Source organism: Butyrivibrio proteoclasticus B316 (assembly GCF_000145035.1).
GTDB classification, from domain to species: Bacteria; Bacillota; Clostridia; order Lachnospirales; family Lachnospiraceae; genus Butyrivibrio; species Butyrivibrio proteoclasticus.
Genome location: NC_014389.1, coordinates 342,257 through 361,399, shown reverse-complemented (window position 1 = coordinate 361,399; position 19,143 = coordinate 342,257). Strand labels below are relative to the sequence as shown.

23 protein-coding genes are annotated in these 19,143 nt (G+C 37.6%); 19 read left to right on the top strand and 4 right to left on the bottom strand.

Annotation, left to right across the window (positions count from 1 at the left end):
* Positions 1-368: 368 nt before the first annotated feature.
* From BPR_RS21160 to BPR_RS18390, 3 genes are all read right to left on the bottom strand, one after another.
* A complete protein-coding gene (locus BPR_RS21160) occupies positions 369-506 on the bottom strand; it encodes a hypothetical protein (RefSeq protein WP_207636504.1) in 138 nt (45 codons plus the stop codon).
* Positions 507-908: 402 nt separating this feature from the next.
* Complete coding sequence (locus BPR_RS18395; RefSeq protein ID WP_013283014.1) at positions 909-1,412, bottom strand: hypothetical protein; 504 nt, start codon at positions 1,410-1,412, stop codon at positions 909-911.
* A 1-nt stretch (position 1,413) separates the two neighbouring features.
* Positions 1,414-2,181, bottom strand: coding sequence for a ParA family protein (locus BPR_RS18390; protein WP_013283013.1), 768 nt, complete (start codon positions 2,179-2,181; stop codon positions 1,414-1,416).
* 1,074 nt (positions 2,182-3,255) lie between these two features.
* Here BPR_RS18390 and BPR_RS18385 point away from each other — a divergent pair.
* The 6 genes from BPR_RS18385 to nrdG all read left to right on the top strand — a co-directional run bounded on the left by BPR_RS18385 (position 3,256) and on the right by nrdG (position 8,936).
* Positions 3,256-4,008: an SGNH/GDSL hydrolase family protein gene (locus BPR_RS18385; protein ID WP_013283012.1), complete on the top strand. Its 753-nt coding sequence runs from the start codon at positions 3,256-3,258 to the stop codon at positions 4,006-4,008.
* Between the two features lie 43 nt (positions 4,009-4,051).
* The gene (locus BPR_RS20905) at positions 4,052-4,270 is read left to right on the top strand and encodes a hypothetical protein (RefSeq protein ID WP_013283011.1); all 219 of its coding nucleotides are present in this window, start codon (positions 4,052-4,054) and stop codon (positions 4,268-4,270) included.
* Between the two features lie 3 nt (positions 4,271-4,273).
* On the top strand, positions 4,274-4,846 hold the full coding sequence (locus tag BPR_RS18375) for an SLOG family protein (RefSeq protein ID WP_013283010.1): 573 nt from the start codon (positions 4,274-4,276) through the stop codon (positions 4,844-4,846).
* 613 nt (positions 4,847-5,459) lie between these two features.
* Positions 5,460-7,715 (top strand): anaerobic ribonucleoside-triphosphate reductase, encoded by a 2,256-nt coding sequence (gene nrdD, locus BPR_RS18370; protein ID WP_013283009.1) that lies wholly within the window; start codon positions 5,460-5,462, stop codon positions 7,713-7,715.
* Positions 7,716-7,905: 190 nt separating this feature from the next.
* A complete protein-coding gene (locus tag BPR_RS18365; protein ID WP_013283008.1) occupies positions 7,906-8,349 on the top strand; it encodes a single-stranded DNA-binding protein in 444 nt (147 codons plus the stop codon).
* Between the two features lie 56 nt (positions 8,350-8,405).
* Complete coding sequence (nrdG, locus tag BPR_RS18360; protein ID WP_013283007.1) at positions 8,406-8,936, top strand: anaerobic ribonucleoside-triphosphate reductase activating protein; 531 nt, start codon at positions 8,406-8,408, stop codon at positions 8,934-8,936.
* A gap of 126 nt (positions 8,937-9,062) precedes the next feature.
* Here the strand turns inward: nrdG and BPR_RS18355 are convergent, their stop codons facing one another.
* Positions 9,063-9,266, bottom strand: coding sequence for a thymidylate synthase (locus BPR_RS18355; RefSeq protein ID WP_408606972.1), 204 nt, complete (start codon positions 9,264-9,266; stop codon positions 9,063-9,065).
* Between the two features lie 153 nt (positions 9,267-9,419).
* On the opposite strand from BPR_RS18355, the gene BPR_RS18350 reads away from it, so the two are divergent.
* From BPR_RS18350 to BPR_RS18290, 13 genes are all read left to right on the top strand, one after another.
* Entirely contained in the window at positions 9,420-11,138 is a 1,719-nt protein-coding gene (locus BPR_RS18350; RefSeq protein WP_013283006.1) for a hypothetical protein, read from the top strand.
* A gap of 17 nt (positions 11,139-11,155) precedes the next feature.
* Positions 11,156-11,410, top strand: a complete 255-nt coding sequence (locus BPR_RS18345; protein ID WP_013283005.1) for a hypothetical protein — start codon at positions 11,156-11,158, stop codon at positions 11,408-11,410.
* A 176-nt stretch (positions 11,411-11,586) separates the two neighbouring features.
* Positions 11,587-11,976: a hypothetical protein gene (locus tag BPR_RS18340; RefSeq protein ID WP_042258614.1), complete on the top strand. Its 390-nt coding sequence runs from the start codon at positions 11,587-11,589 to the stop codon at positions 11,974-11,976.
* Positions 11,977-12,045: 69 nt separating this feature from the next.
* The gene (locus tag BPR_RS18335) at positions 12,046-13,158 is read left to right on the top strand and encodes a hypothetical protein (RefSeq protein ID WP_013283003.1); all 1,113 of its coding nucleotides are present in this window, start codon (positions 12,046-12,048) and stop codon (positions 13,156-13,158) included.
* 535 nt (positions 13,159-13,693) lie between these two features.
* Positions 13,694-14,632, top strand: a complete 939-nt coding sequence (locus BPR_RS18330; RefSeq protein ID WP_013283002.1) for a hypothetical protein — start codon at positions 13,694-13,696, stop codon at positions 14,630-14,632.
* 485 nt (positions 14,633-15,117) lie between these two features.
* Positions 15,118-15,747: a PBECR4 domain-containing protein gene (locus BPR_RS18325; protein ID WP_013283001.1), complete on the top strand. Its 630-nt coding sequence runs from the start codon at positions 15,118-15,120 to the stop codon at positions 15,745-15,747.
* Positions 15,748-15,854: 107 nt separating this feature from the next.
* Entirely contained in the window at positions 15,855-16,322 is a 468-nt protein-coding gene (locus tag BPR_RS18320; RefSeq protein ID WP_013283000.1) for a hypothetical protein, read from the top strand.
* A gap of 13 nt (positions 16,323-16,335) precedes the next feature.
* Entirely contained in the window at positions 16,336-17,244 is a 909-nt protein-coding gene (locus BPR_RS20195) for a CPBP family intramembrane glutamic endopeptidase (protein ID WP_013282999.1), read from the top strand.
* Positions 17,213-17,767 carry a hypothetical protein gene (locus BPR_RS18310; RefSeq protein WP_013282998.1) on the top strand — a complete coding sequence of 185 codons (555 nt, stop codon included), beginning with the start codon at positions 17,213-17,215 and terminating at the stop codon, positions 17,765-17,767. Before BPR_RS20195 ends, BPR_RS18310 begins: the two co-directional genes overlap by 32 nt.
* Before the next feature lie 12 nt (positions 17,768-17,779).
* Positions 17,780-17,998, top strand: coding sequence for a hypothetical protein (locus tag BPR_RS18305; RefSeq protein ID WP_013282997.1), 219 nt, complete (start codon positions 17,780-17,782; stop codon positions 17,996-17,998).
* Positions 17,999-18,158: 160 nt separating this feature from the next.
* The gene (locus tag BPR_RS18300) at positions 18,159-18,344 is read left to right on the top strand and encodes a hypothetical protein (RefSeq protein WP_013282996.1); all 186 of its coding nucleotides are present in this window, start codon (positions 18,159-18,161) and stop codon (positions 18,342-18,344) included.
* A gap of 33 nt (positions 18,345-18,377) precedes the next feature.
* Positions 18,378-18,851 (top strand): hypothetical protein, encoded by a 474-nt coding sequence (locus tag BPR_RS18295; protein WP_013282995.1) that lies wholly within the window; start codon positions 18,378-18,380, stop codon positions 18,849-18,851.
* 12 nt (positions 18,852-18,863) lie between these two features.
* Positions 18,864-19,124: a hypothetical protein gene (locus BPR_RS18290; RefSeq protein ID WP_013282994.1), complete on the top strand. Its 261-nt coding sequence runs from the start codon at positions 18,864-18,866 to the stop codon at positions 19,122-19,124.
* The last annotated feature ends 19 nt before the right edge of the window (positions 19,125-19,143 follow it).

The window sequence follows — 19,143 nt, the reverse complement described above, 5'->3', positions numbered from 1 at the left end:
ATCAATACCCTCCTAAAACGAACAAAAATCGCCTAGATACTTATATTATAGTCACTGGATATCTAAAACCAAACAGATAAAATAGCGATTTAAAATTTTCGTCATTATCACAACTTAATTTCTAATAATTATAAAAAGCAGCTCCAATTATTTCCACCCATCATTCCCTTTCTTTCCACCTAAAAAAAATTTTTTGTCTATTTTGCTATTCCCTTTTATGCCACCAGTTCCCTTTTGTACCACCAGAACATCATTTTGTATTTATTTTACTCCATTTTTCTCCACCTGTTCCCTTTTCTTCCACCTTTATCTTTAGATGCCTTTAATTCTTCCTTTTTATTCCTCTTGCATTCCCTTTTCTTCCACCTTTATATCTTTTTTACTTTTTTTTCATTCCCTTTTATTCCTCTTAAGTTCCCATTTATACCACTTATAATAAGTTTTTCATCAATTATATAGCAAAATATAAAATTATAGGTGGTAAAAAAGGGAACCTTGTTTCCCATTTTTACCACTTTTCATAAATTTATTATTTATAATCTTAATAATTTGTTAATAAAAAAATATTAAATACTATATATTGTGGGTGGTAAAAAGGGGAATCCAATTTATTCCACCCATAGTTCCCATTCTTTCCACCGGACGTTCCATCCTTCACCACCTATGAATTCTCCATTTATTTCTCCCTGGCCTTCCCTTTTATACCGCGCAGCGTGCCCTTTCTTTCCTCGTTTCGTTCCCTTTTATTCCACCTAAATAGCTTATAAAGCCCTTGTCTAAGCCATTTTTACTTTAATTAATTAATAATAACTAGTGTATTAATATTATATATAAACACACCTGTGTGTTAGGTTATTTATAAAACAGGTAGTAAAAAAGCGCCAACTAACCGGCGCTTTAATGGGATGTTATTTTACAGCTCTATTAACTCTATTTTTCTTTACCAACTCGTAATAGTCTTTCTTATCCTCGTAGTCATTTTCAACTAGCATAACAATATATTCCGTCATTGAAAGGCCTAAAGCTTTTGATGCACAGTCAATCATATCTTTTTGGGAATCGGATAAAAGGGCATTAAAGTTAGTTCTGTGCTCGTCAGTTTTTCTTGGACGGCCCTTTCCTCTTTTGATTTCTGGCTCAGGAGTATCTTTATTTGCCTCTACTACCCTCTCCTCTTTCTGACTGTTTTCATCATTAGCACTACCCTCTTCCACTCCAGCAACAATCGAAGATGGTAAAGCGCTACTCTCCGCTTCTGCATCTTCCTTGAGCCCATCTTCTACATGTTTATTATAATTTTTTAATTGAACATCAATGATGGTTTCAGGTTCATTATCGGAAGATCCGGTGCCAAGGTCAATTCTATTAAGCAGTCTAACTTGTTCCCTGCGACTAAGTTTTTTTTCTTCCATATCACGCCTCCAACTTTTCTACCAGATCCCACGTAAAGTTCTTATAGTCGATTGCTGCACTTGAACTCTTACTGAAATCCATTATTGGTTCCTGATAATCTTTACATGTATTAACCCCCGTGAATGCCCTAATTGTTGCTACGATCGGATTTTCTTTCATGTTTTTAGCTGCATCATAAAGAGTATCTATCTTAACCTGGTCGTTATTCTGATTCTCACGACACTGGGTAAGAAGAAGTGCCGCTATCTCAACATTTGAAATTGGACGTTTTCCGGTCCTGAGTTTTTCAATATCTTTATAAACCTTCTCGACTCCCTTAAGACTTCCTTTATCAAGAGAATTAGGAATAATGATATAGTCGCTTGCTACATAGACCATATTAAGAAGAATGCTTCTCTGTGGACCCGTATCTACAACAATATAGTCATAATCGTCTTGGATGGCTTCAATTATATCCTTTAATATAAAAATGTCATCGTAATCAACGAATTCCTTATCTGATTTTGACAGTTCTTCAGAAGCAATGATTGCGTCTATTCTGTCTAATTTTTGGATGGCGTCCATGATCTTTTTATCTGCCTTTAGCACGTTGTACATGGAAGGTTTAGAAAGATCTACAGGAAGATAATGTGTAAGACCTACCTGTGAGTCCATGTCAATTAGAAGAACTCTTTTTTCGAGATTAGCCAGATTATATGCAACTTCGATAGCCGTAGTTGTTTTGCCGGCGCCACCTTTCTGGTTAATCGTTGAGATTGTAATACTCATTTGATTTTCCTCCAACAAATTTATTTTAAATTAAATAAATAACAACATTAAAATAAAGAAAATAATGAAAATAAATAAATCCTTTATTTAAAGGTAATCAATATATTTCTTATTATCTTTATTATAAAGTCCCCAATTAATATAAATACGTTCATTATATTAAATATAGAAATTAACATCATTATATACATTAAAATAATTGTAATCGCTTATATAAAGACATTAAAGGCTGTCTTTAAAATAAATGGTATCATTATAATATATAGTATAATTAAAATAAAGAATTAAATGAAAATAAATTAAATAAATAGTGTAAGGTACATAATTATAATAATGATAGACTTTATAATAATGAATAACATTATTCAAAAGATACAAAAGAAAATAAAGAACTATATTATTATAATGATGATATTTAAGCTAATTATTATAATGAAAATAAATATAATAATATAAATAATGATAAACAATTATATAAAGAAATTAAATACAATAATTATAATACACAGATAAATAGAGCCTGTAAAGGTAAAATGTAAAATATTGCATTATATTATTTAAAATAGTCATTATAAATATAAAATTCATAATAATTAACGTATTTATTATAAAGATAATAATGATAAAAATAAATATAAAGAACAATAAGAATAACTTTATTATAAGTAATTGAGCAAAAGACATTCCTGAGACAAAAGGAGGATTTTATTATTTTTTATATCTGACATAACAAGTAATGAAACATTTAATGATAGTTTATATTTGTTACTAAGCAGCCAACTTAGTAACGAAGAATTCCTTCCTTCTTTGGCTCAAAAGAGCCATAAATAAGAGGCTGAATAGGGCGCAAACAGGCGTCACAATTGTAAGATTGTGTAGTGTCCTAGCGCCTATGCAGTCTTTTTCAGTCCATAATGGAGCTGTTGTGCAGAAAAACACACGGCTCCATTTTTTTTATGCACAAATTATTCAATATAACAGCAAATATAAAAATTCCATAATGTTTAAGACAATTAAAACAAAAGATAAAAACCAACGACCTTGCACAGTAGAAGGCAGGGAAGGGAACCCACGATGTATATAAAAGAAATTATCATAGGAATAACAACCTGCACGTTGACTTTTACCGGAGTTAAAACAGTGACAGTAGATGACGAACAATTAAATACAGAAAACACTTCGGTATCTATAGAATGTGAAACAGAAGAAACATCTGCTAAAGGTATTGAACTTATTGAAAGCGAACCATTAAATAAAAATGGTGAGATAGTATATACAATGCCAGAAGAGATGAATCTTGATATAGAAGAGGTTGTTTCAAATACAGAAAACGAAGAAAAACAGTATCTATTTGTAGGTGACTCAAGAACAGTTGGCATGGAAAGCATAATATCGGATGAAGCAACGGTGATTGCTAAGGTCGGACAGGGATATAAGTGGCTTACCAAGACTGCAGACCAGCAGATAAGGGATGTTTTAACGGATAACACTGTTCTTATCTTTAATCTTGGCGTTAATGATCTGGCAAATGCAGACAAATATATCAGCTATTTGGATGGTTTACAGGAAGAATATCCTGAAACAGAGATTTTTTACGTATCGGTAAACCCTGTAAAAAATACCACTGTAACTAATGAACAGATAAATGCCTTTAATGATAAGGTAAAAGAGGCCAGCGTATCATTTATTGATACAAATTCATATCTTGTAGAAAATGGATTTGAAACGCCTGATGGACTCCATTATTCAAAAAATACATATCAGGAAATATATGATTATATTGTTAAAGAGGTTAATGACGCGGTACATCCAGTCAATAGCCTTTGACATATAGATTGGCGTCGGCAAAGCTGGCGCTATTTTTATTTGTATGAAACATAATATATTTGTACCTATAAATGACAGAAGAAAGAAGGACAAAAACATGGACAGGGTGATTTATATAGTACCTGATATTTATGAAAAAGCGAATCCCTGGCTTTTCTGTAATTTTGCAAGAATGAAACCTAATGAAGAAAGATGCTTAAACTGCAAAAACAAAGCCTGCAGGCATCAGGGAGAACATACGTTAATAAGGAGAAATTCATAAAATATGGGAAAGACATTATGCTTCACTGGCCACAGGCCTAAAGATATGTTTGGATTTGACAGAGCAGGTTATGAGCTTTTGATAAAGCAGCTCGTTGAATGTGTTAAAAATCTATATACCGCAGGATATACTGAATTTATTTCCGGCGGAACTCAGGGATTTGATCAGATAGCATTCTGGGCAGTAGATATTGTCAAAAGGGATCCGGCGTATTCCGGAATAAAAAACAAGGTATATATTCCTTTTAAAGGTCAGGAAGGAAAATGGTTCAAAGAAGGACTGTTTAGTCAGAAAGAATATTCCCTTATGCTCTCAAGAGCAGATGAAGTAAAGGTGATTTCAGAAGAACAGTCTATTGCAGCCTTGTTTCAGAGAAATGAAGCAATGGTTGATGCAAGTGACGGAATTCTGTGTCTTTACGAGGATGATTCCTGGAAGAATGCTTCAAATGGAGGGACGGCTAAAGCCATGCAGTATGCTTCAAGGCACATGATGGATATCTGGCAGCTTGTTTTTGATAAAAACAGCAAAGGACCATATCCGATAAGGGCAATACAAAAGAACATCTTTATGTAATGAAAGACGTCAGCATTATGCTGGCGTTTTTTATTATCAAGACTGCAGCTTAAATATATGACCGGCATTTATTGGCGGTTGTTTTTGTGCAGAAAATTATTATGGGAACGGCTTTGATACCCTTAAAATAAGAAAGCATTATGAGGTGGTGTTATGGATATGAACTACCATACCGATGACATCGGAAATGGTTTCAACAATACCTTACGGTATAGTAAGGCACGTCCACGGCGCCACTACTCCGTCGGGAAATCCCTTCGGTATACTTTAAGTGTTATATATGCGCTTTTGGCGCTTGGGAACTAAACACCTTGTATATTTTACGTGCCATAGGTTCTTAGCTTATTAGATTCATGGCACAACCTCATATATACAGTTTTCAAGGTTCCGATTGACTTATTTTATCACGAACAGCCGTTCGCGTAAAGGCGATTCATCCCACAACCGACTTCATCGGAAAGGGTTTCCTCGTGCGTTATTTATAAAATCTAAATAAACGAAACTACATATAAGTAATTTATAAAACCGCCTTAAGGGCGATTTTATTTTATTTTATGAATACCATAATGATGTACATCTAATATAATGTCGATTCAAGAAAGGAGAGAATAAGATGTACATTATTAAGAGAAATGGCACAGAAGTTGAGTTTGATATCGAGAAAGTAAAAACTGCTATCTCTAAGGCTAATGAGGCTTCATCAGAAAGAGCCAGAATGAATAGCATCTATATTGATGCTATCGCCTCTGATGTTGAAGAATATGCTAACAATACAGTTGCTACTCTTACAGTTGAGGATATTTCCGATAAGATTGAGCTCTTGCTTATGAAAATGGCTCCTGAGGTTGCTAAGAACTTCATGAACTATCGTCATAACAGAGCGCTTGTCCGTAAGGCAAATACTACAGATGAGACAATCTTAAGCCTTATTGAGCGTGATAATGAAGAAGTTAAGCAGGAAAACTCCAATAAGAATCCTATAAGAAACAGCACACAGCGTGATTACATGGCTGGTGAAGTTTCAAAGGATCTTACAATGAGAATGCTCTTGCCTGACGAGATCGTTAAGGCTCATAAGGAAGGCGTGATCCACTTCCATGATGCAGATTATTTTGCACAGCATATGCATAACTGCTGTCTTGTAAACCTTGATGATATGCTCCAAAATGGAACTGTCATCGGAGATACACTCATTGAGAAGCCAAAGAAGTTCTCAACTGCCTGCAATATTGGTATGCAGGTTGTAGCTCAGGTAGCAAGTTCACAGTACGGCGGACAGACAATATCTGCTGCGCACCTCGCAAAGTTCATCGATGTCTCAAGGAAGACTATTACTAAAGAGATTGAGGAAGAAAACGAGGAAGCTGGACTTACAATGACTGATGAGCAGTTTGCAAAAGTTCTTGAAAAGCGTCTTGCAAGAGACATCAAGACTGGCGTCCAGACCATGCAGTATCAGATCATCACTTTGATGACTACAAATGGCCAGGCTCCATTCCTTTCAGTTTACCTTGATCTTAATGAGGCTAAGGAAGGACAGGAAAGAGATGATCTTGCTATGATGATCTCAGAAATCTGCAGACAGAGACTTCAGGGTGTAAAGAATGAAAAAGGAGAGTGGGTTACACCTGCGTTCCCTAAGCTTCTTTATGTACTTGACAGCTTCAATGATGAGGAGGAGAGTAAATACTGGTCAACAACTGTTCTTGCTGCTAGATCAACAGCAAAGAGAATGGTTCCTGATTACATCTCAGCTACTAAGATGAGAGAGTATAAGGGCGGCGATGTTTACGGATGTATGGGATGCAGATCATTCCTTACCCCGGATAGCGAAGATAATGCCGAGGGACTCTGCAATGCGGGAAACAAGGCAGGTGCTCTTAACTACAAGGAAGGCGAACATAAATACTATGGACGTTTCAACCAGGGTGTTGTTACACTTAATCTTGTAGATGTTGCATGTTCTTCTGGTAAAGACATGGATAAGTTCTGGGAACTTATGGAAGAAAGATCTGAGCTTGTCCACAAGGCACTTAGATGCAGACATGAGCGTCTTCTTGGAACACCATCAGATGTTGCTCCAATCCTCTGGCAGTATGGCGGACTTGCAAGACTTAAGAAGGGAGAGGTTATTGATAAGCTTTTATATGGAAATTACTCAACACTTTCCTATGGCTACGCTGGTTTGTATGAATGCGTATACTACATGACAGGCCATAGCCATACTGATCCAGAAGCAAAGGATTTTGCTCTTGCAATCATGCAGCACATGAACGATAAGTGCGCTGAATGGAGGAAAAAGGAAAATATCGCATATAGCGTATATGGAACCCCTTTGGAGTCAACGACTTACCGCTTCGCACAGCTTCTTCAGAAGAGATTTGGAATCATTCCTGAAGTTACAGACCATGACTACATCACTAACAGCTATCACGTAAACGTTCGTCAGAAGATTGATTCATTTACAAAGCTTAAGTTTGAGTCTGAATTCCAGAAACTTTCACCTGGTGGTGCTATCTCATATGTTGAGATGGCTGATCTTACAGGAAACATCGAGGCAGTGCTTGCACACATCAAGTTCATGTCAAAGCATATCATGTATGCTGAGATGAACACTAAGTCAGATTACTGCCAATGCTGCGGATATGATGGAGAAATCAAGATTGTGCACGAGACAGATGAGAATGGTAAGACTACCAAGCTCGTTTGGGAGTGTCCTAATTGCAAGAACCGTGATGAATCCAAGATGAACGTAGCCAGACGTACATGCGGCTACATAGGAAGTAATTACTGGAATCAGGGACGTACACAAGAAATCGAACAGAGGTACGTGCATATCAGTGTACCACAGAGAACGCTTAGCGCCTGAACTTTTACAAAAACAAGTGTTATGAAAAGAGATTTAGTAAAGGTTTGCAGATTTTAATAATCTGCAAACTGCCTAAACTCAGTATATTATAACATTTGAAGAATTACAAGTGCATATTGTTTTTAATGCAAAATGCTTTAGAAACATAAAATATCCGGGTAAACCCGGCATTTCAAAGGAGAATAATTAAATGAACAAAGTTATACTTATGGGACGTCTCACTAGAGATCCTGATGTGAGATATTCACAGGCTCAGGGAAATGAACCTGCAAAATGCGTAGCAAGATATAATCTTGCAGTTGATCGCCGCTACAAGAGAGAAGGCGATGAGCAGACAGCTGATTTCATTCAGATTGTCGCATTCGGCAAAGCGGGTGAGTTTGTTGAGAAATACCTCAAGAAGGGAACCAAGGTCATTGTAACAGGAAGAATCCAGACGGGAAGCTATGTCAACAAGGATGGCAATAAAATCTATACAACTGATATTGTTGCAGAAGATCAGGAATTTGCAGAGTCAAGAAAGTCTGCTGATTCAAATACTGCTCCCGTTCCAGATGGAGATTTTGCTCCTTCATCAGACGGTGGCTTCATGAACATTCCAGACGGAATCGATGAGGAACTTCCTTTTAACTAAAGATATTAACAGGGCCGTCACTTTTTAAAGTGACGGCTTTTGCTTTTGGAGGAAATATGAACTACGGACAGATATATCACAATGATGTGGCTAACGGACCAGGCTGCAGAACATCTCTTTTTGTAAGTGGCTGCACACATCACTGTAAAGGCTGCTTTAACGAGATGACATGGGATTTTAATTACGGCGAAAAATACACCGCCAAAACCGAAGAATCTATCATTGAATCACTCGAACCAGAATATATAGCAGGCCTAACAATCCTTGGCGGCGAACCTATGGAACTCTGCAATCAGGAATATATCGTAAAACTCATAAAAAGAGTCAAAGAGCTGTATCCTAAAAAGACAATCTGGCTCTATTCCGGATATACCTGGGAGGAATTAACAGATACAGAAAACAAAAGATGCCATGGAGCCCACACAATGGAAATACTTGGCATGATCGATATTCTTGTAGATGGGGAGTTCGTACTTGAAAAGAAAGACATGAGATTAAAGTACAGAGGCTCATCCAACCAGCGAATCATTGACGTAAAAAAGACTGTAAAAGAAAACGAGATAACTTTATCAGAATATAACGCTTAAAAGTAAGCCGTTCTCTATTGAGGGCGGCTTTTTAGTTTGCGCGCCATGGGCGCGCTCTAACGGGTGAAAGTCCCCTTACGTACTCGACTGAGAGGTCGGCAGTCATTGACCGCCTCCTACTCGATTTTAGGTCCAGCTATTAAACTGATCTTGATAGATCCACAAAAGCTCTCCGATAGCACTCTTGATTGCAATAGGGCAAAGTGTGATAATAGGAAACTCTCCTTTTGAAACATCATAGCTCTGCATTACATGATTAAATGATAGTGTATACGCAGGTGTTCCGTCTGCGTAACTTGTGTCTATATCCATACATCCCTCATCTAATATCCTTTTGAATAGCTAAAACGGACAAATACCGTCTGTGCAGAAAAATATTTATTAAATGATATTACGTATACTTTCTTTGTAATTATTAGCATTATTGGTTTATGATAATCATATCAGACCGTAAAATGATGGGGCGTCGCAGAAAGGAAAACTATGCAGAAAAATTTCAAGCCAATCACCAAGGTAAATAATCTGTACCCATATCGCCAAATTTTGGTCCTATTTTTGATTTTTATCATTTTCATGTATATTTCCCTGCTTGTATGTGCATTCAACCCATATAGCGACGATACGAGTTCATTTACCCAAGATGAAGATAACCCCAATGTATTTATAAGCCCAAACTCTATATCCTGGGATACGGAAAAGCTGATTACAGAATATGATAAGATTCCTGCTGTTATAAAAGCGCTTTTTGAACAAAAGGGCATCAACTTTTATATTGTTCCTTATGAAAGTAAGACTGAGCCAGCTAATATGACGACTACCGCATCAGCCTGGCCTGCAATTCTGAATGTAGGTACAGACGGCAAGGTAATTAAAAATATTACTAGAAAAGGTTGGGTTACCTGTTATACGGATCTGGGAGGAAGATACTTTGCACCGGAACAAATTGTTTATGCTGCGGGATGCGAACTGGATAATCTCGTGTCATATATGCATGGGTTTTATACAGGGACTGATAATGCTATGTCAGACGGCATAGACTGGCTTAGTATATATAACACTGATAATGCCAAGAAACTTGAAAAATTATGGCATTTTGACGAGCTTTCTGAATATAACTGGCCTATGAGCAGGGCAGATGGTTTTGCAGATGCTTTCAGGATGTATGTATGCCATCCGGAAGAATTATCAGAAGCATCCCCAGAAGTATATTCATTCATGTCAAACATGGTCTCGGGCCTTAATAATTTTTATCACTACATGTATGGAGGAATTCCTGGAACAACAGATACTCTTCCTAAAAAACAACAGGTGAAATATACCGTCAGCACCCAAAAAGATACTACCCAGGGAATATCGGTAGAATCCGCAGAGACCGCTGATGCCAGCTCTATTGGAAGTTCGGCTGAAGATATTACTAAAGAACTGGTAGAGCAGACAGAGAACCAAAATAACGATATCCTTAAACAGCTTATTGATACGATAGTATCAAATAAAAAGATATTGTATGCTCTGGATATAGCCGGAGCTGTTATTCTTGGACTTGCTATCGGATTTGTGTGTCACGTAGTGCTTGCGGCAATAAAGAAAAAAACGAAAAAAGAAAAACAAAGTAAAGTAAAGCCTATGAAGAAAGTAGTGCTTGAGGAATCTTCTAAAGAAGGAATAGTGACGGAAAAGCCTGTTTTAGAGAAAGAACCGCAACCGACAAAGAAAGGAAGCAGGAAAGCAAGGAAAAATAAAAGACAAAAAGAAAATGCTCCGGTGCCAAAAGACGAACAGGAAACTGTTCAGGAGCCTGCAGCTATTTTAGTTAACGAGAATAATATACAGACAACTTCAAAAAAATTAAATAAAAAACAGAAAAATGAAATGCTTAAAAACGCCATTAGTGAAACAAGGGCGATAAGCTATGAAGAGCTTCTGAATCTAAAAAGCTATGAGAAGCAGGCTGGTTTTCAGGAAAGCCTTTCTGGTATATATATAGTCCAAAACAGAGTAGCCAGAGCAGATATTGCCGGCACGAGCGAAGATATTTACATGGCTGCAAAAGAAACCATTGGCCATCATCCAAGCAATAATCATGTACATCAGGAAAGACTTGTGAAATACTGGAATGTAAAGCTTATACCGCTTGAAAAAACAGGATTTCAGAATATAAATGAGCTGGATGCAGCTTTAAAAAGAATTTATACGACAAAGTAGAAGGAGGGAATGAGAAGATGTTAATTGAAGATGGAAATAAGGATGAATTTAAGTATAAGACAAAAGTGGGTGATCAGGTTGTTACTCAGAGAAATGAGCGAGGATTTGTAACATATCAGTCCGCAGGACTTGTTCATGTTTTTGGACCACACATAAATGCCATGTATAGGGATGAAACCCTTGAACTTACCGGCCACAATATAGAGGATGTACAGGGCATCATCTTTAAACCATCCCCTATGGATGTACAGAAAATGGAAGCTAAAAACTGAGTAATTGCTTTCAACAGGGGGATTTGTATGAGCTATGAACTACCATCACCGAATATATACAGTTTTCAAGGTTCCGATTGACTTATTTTATCACGAACAGCCGTTCGCGCAAAGGCGATCCATCCCACAACCGACTTCATCGGAAAGGGTTTCCTCGTGCGTTATTTATAATCCCTGTGATAGTATTTATAATCGCAGAGCTTGCTAATAAATTGGGAGTGTCAAGACAAGCAGCTGATCAGAGATTAAAAACACTGAGAGATAAGGCTCAATTGATAGAAAATGGGGTAGATACGCGAATATATGAAATTGTAGAGAAAAAATATAATGGCAATCAATTTGTTGTTTCGCGAGAAGAATACACAGAGATATACAAATACGCTGCAAGTGCGAGAAATAATGCACATATCATAGTAAACAGAGTATTGAAGAACTATGAGAGATATATGAAAGCAGGCCTTCCAATAGAGGAAATGGTTGAATTAGAGGACGCGACTTGCACCCGTAAAAAAAATAATGCGCGAGCACAAAACAAAATAAACATCATTTTGCAGAAACCCTTATAAATTTATTTTTATTTAAGCGCTCCATAATCATAAAAGTAATTAAGGCTTTTAAAATTAAGGAGGTAAGCCATGGGAATTTTTGATTCCTTTAAGGAGAAATTATCTGAGGTTCATGCAATAATGTCAAAGACAGACCTCGAGAGAGAAAAAGAAGTGGAGCTGCGCGTCCAGAAAGCAGCAGCACATGTAAACAGAGCACATGCTAGACAGGAGCTCAAGCGTTACCAGGGAGAGATTGACAAGTGCGATCAGATCATTAGCAGTGCAGAAGCATCTTTTGAAGCAAAGGAAACTGCAAGAGAGCAGAAAGAATACTATATGGAAGCTCTCGAGGGACCTCGCGCAGAGGTTGCGAAGTACACTGAAGAAATTGAGAAATGCGAAGCAAAGGGAAAGGATTACGCAAAAGAAGTTGCTGCTCGCAGAGCACTTCAGTACGAAAACTTCAAAGCGGAAGTAAAAGACGATTTTGCCGTTGTAGTAGCAAACACAAAGGAAGTAACCGAGCAGACAAAGCAGTCTGTTCTTGACAGTATTTATACAATTCCTCAGAAGATTAACGAATTCAGGGACAAAGTTATCGATAATGCAGTTGCTACTCTTAGCGCAGCTACAGATTTCCTTGCCGAGAAGAATGAGCAGGCTAAGGTACAGGGCCTTGCTGCTTATAACAATCTTGGTGAGTTCGGACGTGCATTTGCTCGTGCCGGAATCAGACTTGACAGAGCTGATGCCATCAAGACATACGAAGGCATTGCCAAGATTGATAATGCTCTTGAGAAAGTTGCAAGCTGGACAGAACAGAAGAAGCAGGACCTTAAGGAAGTTGGAGAAGCAACTCAGAGTCTTGGAAGAAGTCTTGGAAAACTCTTCGGAATCAAGCCAAAGGAGAAGGCTGAGCCTGAGAAGGAAGCTGCTGAAGAAAAGAAGCCGGGATGGGTTCTTAGCTTTGTAAAGGAGCAGAAGGCAAAGGCTTATGACAGAGTTGTTGAGCTTTATGAGAAGGAGCTTGACTCTCTCGACAGAAGCCGCGAGCTTGCATTTGAAGTAAGAGAAGACGCTTCTCGTGTTAAGCTTAATAAACTTGAGCATGTAATGCGCGATGCAGAGAAGGATCTTGCAGAGAAAGCATTTGATACTCAGGACAGACTCAATGACTTCATAGATAGAAGTGAGCGCTGATGAACTACCACCACCGATATTATCGGAAATGGTTTCTAAAATACCATGCGGCATAGTAAGGCACGTTCACGGTGCCGCTACTCCGTTGGGGCGGAACCCCTTCGGCATACTTAAAAATGTTGTTATATGCGCTTTTGGCGCTTGGGAACTAAACACCTTGTATATTTTACGTGCCACAGGTTCTTAGTTTATTAGATTCATGGCACAACTCCATATATACAGTTTTCAAGGTTCCGATATGCTATATATTCTAGCACAAACATGTGTTTGCGTAAAGGCGATTCATCCCACAACCGATTTTGTCAGAAGGGGTTTTCTCGCACGATATTTATAATATAGTCCCGCCACAGACAAATCCTATGGCGGGATTTTGTTTTACAAGATTTTGTATCAAAATCTGTTAAAAATACAAAATATGTTTGTGCAGAAAAATGAAGTCTAAAAAAGATATGCTACAGTGTATTTAGTAACAGAATAACAACCGGAAGAAAAGGAGCTTCCATCTATCACTTTATATTAGAAAAAACATTAGATTATGGGATTTTTATTTAAGTCAACAAAGGAAAAGCAAGAGATAAATACTCGTTTACAAAAAAGATTATACAATCAGGTTCTTGATGTTCCTGGTTTTTATTACGCAAGCAATATTATGAGAGAAAAGAACAGCCTTGAAGATCTTATTCAGAAGGGACATGAAAAGCAGAATGTCTATGCTGTATATGGGCAGATATATCTGAATGATTTTATCGAAAGACTTGCATGCGATCGTGAAATCTTTAAAGCACAGCCAGCCACTTCATATCATATTGATACAAAACAATTTAATGGAGAAATTAAGGAAAGCTTTGATAGACTTAACCAGATTGGTGATGATTTCACAGCAAGTGCTGATGCGGTTATGGTATCTGCGCTTTGCCTTACTGTATCTTCAAATATACATGAGCGTATCTGCGATCTTGCTGCACAAGTATATTGCTATAATGCGCAATATAAAGATGATCTTTCTCTGGGAAAACTTGGCAGTGCTTTTCTTGATTGTTATGATAGCTTAGAGAGCTATGTACAAGGTAATACTGATGAGAAATTTTATGAAAGCACTCTTAAAAATCTTAAAAATAGTTTTGCCTCATATGATGAATTTAAGGAATATATAGTTTCTGAGCTTACTGCATACGAAAAGGACTGTCTTGACTATGCGATGTGGGCTGATAAGCATAATTTCCTTGGTGTAAAGGGCAAGATTGTTAATCCGATAAAGAAACTTAGGAAGACGTTTCCTCCTGAAACACGAAGGGATTATTATAATAAGTTTGCTATTTTTACCATGGCCCCTTATTGCCGTTATTTAAAAAGACACGATGTTAAGGATTTTATCATTGCTCTTACTCCGGACGAATTTAAAACCGTTTTTAATAGCGATTTTATTTACGATACTCATTATGATGAGTCATCTGAGCCGGAATGGACCATGTAAGGAGATCAGCAGGTGAAACGTACGTGTAATAACTGCAAGGCCCTATTGGAAAAGTCCAGGGTTGAATGTATATGTAGTCTTGGAAAGAAAATCATCGCTACAGAGAAACTATATGGTTGCATCAGTACAGGATATAAACCCATGGAAGAATGCCCGAAACCTATGACAAATTTAGAATATTGTAAATACACAGCAAGCTTGTTAAAAGCGTATAAATAATTCGCGCAATCCATTGACAGGAAAGGGATTGAGGCTTATTATGATTATAGAAAGCACTGGAGTTGCACACAGAGCAATACAATAATCTGTGGCTTAGTTATTGCGATTATATCAATATAACCACCCGTGTGGCACGGTTCTTCGGAAATGCCATATCCAGTATGAGGATTAGGTCATGCGCTACTGCGTTGAATGGTTTCAATGCGAACATCCAGTGGTTATTCGGAGGAAGCCTGTTAAAAGGCTTCCTTTTTTTTGGAGGAAAAATGGGAGACGTTGGGAAATCACAAATAATAAAAAGAATACATAATGCTGCAGTAAAATATAAAAAGCATCTTGTTGGCAATACATATATGTTTGTGTATGACAATACTTATGTAGAAGTAAGATTTAAAAAATCATCGTTTGCGCACTTGACAGGCGCAGAGACAAAATTAAGCGCGGAAGAGTTTTACAAACATGCTTTGAAAGAAAAAGGATTGAGACCAATGGAAGTGTCATTCAGCAAGGCCCATCCCTTTGATTTGGCAGAAAAGAAAACACGATTCCTTGCGGACTTATACAAACTCACAATTACAGATGTTGTTATAGCTACTGATATTCAAACTTTAACCTTCGCTTATAGCATCGGAATTACTGATCTTGAATTCGTTATCTGTCTGGGAGATGATGCTGACGCATCAGGAAAAATAAAGAGCAGTGCAAAAGTACCATATTCATTTAGGGTTGAAGAGATTGATAATTCGAAATTCAATGGCCTATATGAAGTAACACATATTTTTGAAAAGAAAACAGGAGAGAAAAAATATTCCGTAATGTCGTTTGGGAATAGTGATACCATAGCAACATTACCCGAAGAAATAAAAAACAAAATAGATACAAATTTAATAAAATAATAGATATACCCTGCCAAGTAATATATGGCAGGGTTTTTTGTGCAGAAATATTTAAAAGTACATTCCTGAATATCATAGAATTATAGCCTTGGGAAAGGACAAGATGAATGGGAGAATGCGTCGATTTTGAAGAATATAAGAAAAAACGCAAAAAGAAGCTACTTTTTAATGGCGTTAAAGGCAGAGTAAATTATGCAAATATTCTTCCAGTCGCTAAGCTTTTGGTAGTTATTAGTATCCTGGATCTGATATTGCTTGCATTGCCGGATGAATCACTTAGCGAATTGCAAAGAAATATCTCCCTGGGAAGCTATATTCCTAAGGATCATGCTGCAGTGTTACTCTTACTTTTAATCTGGGCATTATATGGTTCTTACCTAAAAACAATAGTGAGTATAAAGAAAAAGACCAGGTTTTATAGAAGGATGGATGTCACCAATCTGGAGGTCATTGCTATAAATCTTATAGGCACCTTGTTCGAAATATGCCTTTTATTCGCCGCATCAGAAGGGAGTGCAGCAGCCTTTGTAGCCACGGTAGCATTTTTGATGATAATGACAAGATTCTGGTATTGAGATGAAAAAATATATGAAAAGATTTCACACAGATGAATATATCTGGAAAGACAGCATTCCCATCGTGCTGATTGCGGCTTTTATATTGATGTTTATAGGCCAGCTTATAGGGATCATACTGACAGATATAATCTTCTACGCCCCGTTAAAAAATGATACAGATGGCTTTTATAACGTGCTTTTGATGTACACGAGTTTTATTGGAATCTGGATGGTCATCAACAAGTGGTATGAAAAACATGATCCGTACGCCAAAAAGGCACTCACCGTAAAAAATGTCAGATTATTATCAGTGCAGATCCTTTCGGGACTTATGATAGGCACAGGATTAAATACCGTCTGTGTTATGGCGGCAACATTAAGAGGAGATATAACGCTTATCTACAGCTCTTTTCAACCATTAAAACTTATCGCTGTATTTATAGCTGTTTTCATCCAGTCATCTGCAGAAGAGCTTCTCTGCAGGAATTTCATCTACGCAAAGCTAAGACATTCATATAAGAACCCTCTGGTTGCGATAATAGCAAACTCGATATTCTTTGCTGCACTTCATCTTTTAAACCCCGGAGCAGGGATGATGCCCATTATATATGTTTTTATCGCCGGAATATTTTTTACTTTGATTGTATATTATACAGGCGGTATATACTGCGTAATGGCGGCACATGCAGCTTGGAATTATACTCAGAACATTATATTTGGACTCCCAAACAGCGGATTTACAGCTCAGTTTTCTATCTTTAAACTCGATGCAGCATCTGCGCGAAGCAGTGCTACCTACAACACAGGCTTTGGTGTTGAAGGAACATGGTTTGCAGTAATCCTGATGCTCGCAAGCTGTTTGGCGGTATTCAGGATATATTCCCGAAAAGAAAAGGAGTTAAGTAATAATGGCAAATTATCCGGTCAGCATCAGCCTTGAAGAATATCAGACAGCTTGCAACAAAACAATCAGAATCCAGCTGTGGGCAACTATTGCATGTGCGACTGTTGGATTTTTGATTTTTTCAGTTGTAATTTATAACATTGCTGGCGAATTTCCTGTAATGAAGATAGGTGAAAGAGAGCTCTCGAGCCTTTGGTTTATAGCATTTTTCTTTTCCCTATTTACCATCATGGCAGTACTCGAAATCCTAAGAAACAGGAAAGAAGGTTATAGCCCTAACAGGCTCAAGGAATTTTACGCAAACCGTACAAGAGTTAGCGGAATATATGTGGAATCCGGGGCAGGGAAACACCATACACAAAAGGTCTATGAAGACAGTGGCGAAATATATCAGGTGTATGCTCCGGTCCCCTTTAAATATTACAGCCTCAAACCATTAGTGTGCAGGGCTTTTCTGGTAGGGAATACCGCGCTTGTGTATGAAATAATCAAAGAGCTTGACCAGTATAAAAGCTCAGAAGAGTACGTAATGGAGATGCGCCGCAAAGGAAGAGAATAGGAAGGTGCATGAATGGATCAGAAAAAGCTGTTTTACAATATGTGTATGGATCTGTGGGCGCTTGGAAAAGAACTTGATAAGCCGAGAGTTGATATGACGGATGAAGACTGGACAAGAGCGATAGGTAAGATGGATGAGCTTACTGTAAAATACAAGGCTCTTGGAGTACGCGAGCATGATCTTATAAGCAAACTTATGATGAGCATACTTGATTATGTAGAAAATTCTTAATTAAAAAATTTAAAATAAAGAATTTAAAGAAAAGCGAATAGCTGAAATTTAAAGCGCAAGCCTTGGCCCTTTGGGTAGCATGGCGGCGCTTTATTTATTTTAGGAAATTCCATGATACAGACATTAAATTATATGTCGGTTATTTGAAAGGAGAGAAAAGATGGATGAAGTAAATTTCTGGGATATAGTTGATCTTGCTCCTGCGACAAACAAGATGCGCAGGAACTTCAGAGCTAGAAAATCAGCCCTGGACCAGATCGAAACAAAAGGTACAGTTGATGAAAAGAACAAAGTTCCTGATGAAATGTGGGACGAGTTCTGGGATGACGAAGAGATTGGTGCGTAAGCATCAGGGATGATAACAGAATAGGAGAATAATATGGAGATGAAGAAAGCAATCAGATGCATAGATCAGACTTATGTTGAAGGTAACGCAAAGGAACTTGTAGATAAGGCATATCGCTACGACGACGACTTCAGTGATGATGCAGTGCAGGAGATCATTGATTTTGCTACTGCACAAAAAGAAGACTGTCGTACGCTCATCTATCTTCTTGAAGCAAGACAGGAAGAGAAGGAAGGAAAGCTTCTCTTAGGCCAGATCAAAAACGATATTCTCTTATACGATTCTGCAGAGGAATTTGAGTATAACGATGATACAGTTGAGATCTGGAAGGAAAGTACTACCGGACAGGTGCTTGTCCATATCACCGGAGAAGATAAACAAGGGCCCTATCATGCGACCAATGCTTATGACTTCGAGGAATTTATGAACAGGGATATGGGCTCGCTCGAGAGCCTGATCGGAGAGACTTTGTTTTATGGAACTGTATATGACGAAGAGGTTGCATAAAGGAGAATAAACATGGCTAGAAGAATAGAATATCCAAACCCAGATATCAAATGTGCATGGTGTGGAAGAGATATCGGAAGTGACAGTAGGTTCTATTTTAAGTACAAAGGTAAGGCATTTTGCTCAAGATACAATAAAAACAGTGATCTTGAAAATATCTGCCTAAAGAATTACCTTGTAGAGGAAATGGGTGCTGAGATCACCGAAGAAGAAGTCGACCGCGAACCAGAATACATCATGGATGAAGAAGTCTTATATGGGCTTGGAGCTTAAGCTCAGAAGGGAGAAAAAG

Excerpts from the sequence above, each read along its gene's own strand:
- BPR_RS21160 (WP_207636504.1), bottom strand. The coding sequence starts at position 506 with ATGGGAAACAAGGTTCCCTTTTTTACCACCTATAATTTTATATTTTGC.
- BPR_RS18395 (WP_013283014.1), bottom strand. The coding sequence starts at position 1,412 with ATGGAAGAAAAAAAACTTAGTCGCAGGGAACAAGTTAGACTGCTTAAT.
- BPR_RS18390 (WP_013283013.1), bottom strand. The coding sequence starts at position 2,181 with ATGAGTATTACAATCTCAACGATTAACCAGAAAGGTGGCGCCGGCAAA.
- BPR_RS18385 (WP_013283012.1), top strand. The coding sequence starts at position 3,256 with ATGTATATAAAAGAAATTATCATAGGAATAACAACCTGCACGTTGACT.
- BPR_RS20905 (WP_013283011.1), top strand. The coding sequence starts at position 4,052 with ATGAAACATAATATATTTGTACCTATAAATGACAGAAGAAAGAAGGAC.
- BPR_RS18375 (WP_013283010.1), top strand. The coding sequence starts at position 4,274 with ATGGGAAAGACATTATGCTTCACTGGCCACAGGCCTAAAGATATGTTT.
- nrdD (WP_013283009.1), top strand. The coding sequence starts at position 5,460 with ATGTACATTATTAAGAGAAATGGCACAGAAGTTGAGTTTGATATCGAG.
- BPR_RS18365 (WP_013283008.1), top strand. The coding sequence starts at position 7,906 with ATGAACAAAGTTATACTTATGGGACGTCTCACTAGAGATCCTGATGTG.
- nrdG (WP_013283007.1), top strand. The coding sequence starts at position 8,406 with ATGAACTACGGACAGATATATCACAATGATGTGGCTAACGGACCAGGC.
- BPR_RS18350 (WP_013283006.1), top strand. The coding sequence starts at position 9,420 with ATGCAGAAAAATTTCAAGCCAATCACCAAGGTAAATAATCTGTACCCA.
- BPR_RS18345 (WP_013283005.1), top strand. The coding sequence starts at position 11,156 with ATGTTAATTGAAGATGGAAATAAGGATGAATTTAAGTATAAGACAAAA.
- BPR_RS18335 (WP_013283003.1), top strand. The coding sequence starts at position 12,046 with ATGGGAATTTTTGATTCCTTTAAGGAGAAATTATCTGAGGTTCATGCA.
- BPR_RS18330 (WP_013283002.1), top strand. The coding sequence starts at position 13,694 with ATGGGATTTTTATTTAAGTCAACAAAGGAAAAGCAAGAGATAAATACT.
- BPR_RS18325 (WP_013283001.1), top strand. The coding sequence starts at position 15,118 with ATGGGAGACGTTGGGAAATCACAAATAATAAAAAGAATACATAATGCT.
- BPR_RS18320 (WP_013283000.1), top strand. The coding sequence starts at position 15,855 with ATGGGAGAATGCGTCGATTTTGAAGAATATAAGAAAAAACGCAAAAAG.
- BPR_RS20195 (WP_013282999.1), top strand. The coding sequence starts at position 16,336 with ATGAAAAGATTTCACACAGATGAATATATCTGGAAAGACAGCATTCCC.
- BPR_RS18310 (WP_013282998.1), top strand. The coding sequence starts at position 17,213 with ATGGCAAATTATCCGGTCAGCATCAGCCTTGAAGAATATCAGACAGCT.
- BPR_RS18305 (WP_013282997.1), top strand. The coding sequence starts at position 17,780 with ATGGATCAGAAAAAGCTGTTTTACAATATGTGTATGGATCTGTGGGCG.
- BPR_RS18300 (WP_013282996.1), top strand. The coding sequence starts at position 18,159 with ATGGATGAAGTAAATTTCTGGGATATAGTTGATCTTGCTCCTGCGACA.
- BPR_RS18295 (WP_013282995.1), top strand. The coding sequence starts at position 18,378 with ATGGAGATGAAGAAAGCAATCAGATGCATAGATCAGACTTATGTTGAA.
- BPR_RS18290 (WP_013282994.1), top strand. The coding sequence starts at position 18,864 with ATGGCTAGAAGAATAGAATATCCAAACCCAGATATCAAATGTGCATGG.